The sequence below is a fragment of the Streptococcus danieliae genome (genome assembly GCF_025447695.1).
Lineage (GTDB): Bacteria > Bacillota > Bacilli > Lactobacillales > Streptococcaceae > Streptococcus > Streptococcus danieliae.
Map to the genome: position 1 here is coordinate 1 of NZ_JAOBSU010000156.1, position 2500 is coordinate 2500.

The window sequence follows — 2500 nt, forward strand, 5'->3', positions numbered from 1 at the left end:
ACCTCAGAAAAGTATTGCCCAGTTATGACAATTTTCTGGATGCTTTGTTGTCTTGTTCTTGTTTCAAATGACTATAACTTGGCTGCCCAAATGGGCGATATCAGTTTGGGACTCTTTTTGACCCTTATCCTAGTCGCCTTTTTGGGAACCAAACTCCCCTATGAAACCTGGTGCTGGATTCATCGCCTGGTTTTCCCAGCCTACCTCTTTGGACTTCTCCATACCTACACGATCATGGGTCGCGCTCTCTTTACTTGGACACCTCTCGGAGTAATCACCGGTCTTTTTGCCCTCATTGGTATTGGATCAGCTCTCTACACTATTGTTTATTACCCAACCTTTGGTTTTTCTCATTTTGGTAAAGTGACAATGATTGAAAAACTAAACCATGATACCATCGAGCTAACTCTACAATTGCAAAAGGACTTCCCCTTCGAAGCTGGCCAATTTGCCTTTCTCCAAGTCCGCGAAGACGGCTTTGAAAAAAAAGACTCACCCCTTCTCCATCTCAGGCAGACAAGGAAAAGCAATCCAGTTTACCATTAAAAACTCTGGTGACCACACCGCCAACCTCTACCACAATCTCAAAGTTGGACACAAGGTTGGCCTCGACCGGGCCTATGGCCACATGCTCCTCAACCAAGGAGCTGAGCGTCAAGTTTGGATTGCCGGTGGAATTGGCCTAACTCCCTTTTTGGCAGGCCTACGCCAAGCCCAACAACCCCAGGTAGAAATTGACCTCTGCTATGCCTACACTGGTGAAGAAAACGCTGTTCATCTGGAACTGCTCCAAGCAGAAGCAGCGCAAAAGCCTAACTTCAACCTCCACCTTGTCAATAGCCAGGTTGATGGTTACCTCAACTTCCAGGAAGAAAATCTTCCTGAAGCTGGTACAGTCTTTATGTGTGGCCCCCAACCCATGATGGCTGCCCTCAGCAAACAGATCCATAAAATCAATCCAAAACTTGACTTGGTCTACGAAGGATTCAAGTTCCGTTAATTTTTTCAAAGTTTTTTCAAAAAAACTATTGACACCTACTTGGTCATCTTGTATACTAAGTAGGTAAATTGCTGATTTAGCTCAGTTGGCAGAGCGCATCCATGGTAAGGATGAGGTCGCCGGTTCAATCCCGGCAATTAGCATATTCAAAAACTCGGATTTAATCCGAGTTTTTTTGTTTATTTCCGCTAGTCTTTTTTGACAACTTGGTAGCAGACCAGCTGGTTTTGCGTACGGTTAGCGGATAAAATATAATCCTGTCCCTCGTAGTTAAAAGCCAGCACACTAGTCGCTCCGACCTGCTCAGCAACTCGGTAGGTCACAACCTCCTGCTCCTGCATTTGCAGGAGTAACAACTCTGCTCGCCCTTCACGATAACCCAAAAGGACACTAGCTCGACCTGCTAAAGATCCCGCCCAAAGGGCTTGGACAAAAGGAGTGGCCTCAGGAAAGCGGTAGATTTCTTGTTGGAAAAGGGCATTTAAGACCTGGAAGCGATCCCCTTGAAAACCAAGAATCAAGGCCTTGTCTTTGGCTTCCGAACCAGACCAGTTAACCTCAACCAAGTCACTAATTTCCTGATCATAGACCTGCTCCACAGACCAAGGAGCTCCGAGACGCTCAGGAATATGGAGTTTAAAAACACCTTCGACAGCACTGATGAAGGAATAGCCTTCTTGGTGGGCTGGGAAGTAACCGTGCAATTTCAATAATCGCAAGGGCAGTTCCTCAACGGCCTCCAACTGCTGACTCTCCCTATCCAAGTGCCCGACATAGACCTTGCCCCGGTCCAACCAGTCCTCTGGAAATAACTTGGAATTGGCAATCGAAAGCCCCACAAAATGGACACCTTGCCCCTCTTTTGCAGCAATCAAGTCAAAACGGTGCAGATAGGGAAAGTCCTGCATGGGTTGAATCAGCCAGGACCCATTTTCAAAACGCCCATAGACCAGACGGCAATGGGCGGCATCATAATCCGGATAAAATTCCTGGGTGGCTACAAAATCGAGACTTCCGGGAACCTGGATAATTGACCTTGTCCCACCCGGCCCTTGCCAAACAAGCTGTTTTTGAAACTGATTTCGCACATCATAGGCAAAACAAGCCCCGTCTTTTCCTTCCGAAGCGGCCAATACATATTCTCCATCTGGATGTTGGAGATGACAGACTGTATAAACCGACTCAAGGGAATCCAACAAAACTTTTTTAAATTCCATTGTGAACTCCTTTCTAATTATTGGCTGGCGATACTCGATGGAAATAGGCATCTAATGGAATTTTTTGCCATAAGAGGGATATTTTCAAGGAGTATAAGAATTCCCCTTCCTAACTACATAGAGAATTTCGACTTATTTATATTAGAATAATGATTATAGTCTTATTATACTGTTTTTTAATTAAAAATTCAAGAAGGACCCCGTCAAGAATCATTCCCGTTGCTTATTCTTTTTGAAAATAATGTCAGGATCCTGACTCCTCCTCATCAATTTCATAAAAATA

At 44.9% G+C, this 2500-nt stretch carries 2 protein-coding genes, 1 tRNA gene and 1 pseudogene; 3 read left to right on the forward strand and 1 reads right to left on the reverse strand.

Annotation, left to right across the window (positions count from 1 at the left end):
* The 3 genes and pseudogenes from N4310_RS08160 to N4310_RS08170 form a co-directional block, all read left to right on the forward strand.
* Positions 1–546: pseudogene (locus N4310_RS08160) on the forward strand (hypothetical protein); the annotation flags it as partial.
* Complete coding sequence (locus N4310_RS08165) at positions 479–1000, forward strand: ferredoxin reductase domain-containing protein (protein ID WP_262092782.1); 522 nt, start codon at positions 479–481, stop codon at positions 998–1000. The pseudogene N4310_RS08160 and the gene N4310_RS08165, both read left to right, overlap by 68 nt.
* A gap of 70 nt (positions 1001–1070) precedes the next feature.
* Positions 1071–1143: transfer RNA gene (locus N4310_RS08170), tRNA-Thr, on the forward strand.
* A 45-nt stretch (positions 1144–1188) separates the two neighbouring features.
* On the opposite strand, the gene N4310_RS08175 is transcribed toward N4310_RS08170, so the two are convergent.
* On the reverse strand, positions 1189–2217 hold the full coding sequence (locus N4310_RS08175; RefSeq protein WP_262092783.1) for a hypothetical protein: 1029 nt from the start codon (positions 2215–2217) through the stop codon (positions 1189–1191).
* Between the last annotated feature and the right edge of the window lie 283 nt (positions 2218–2500).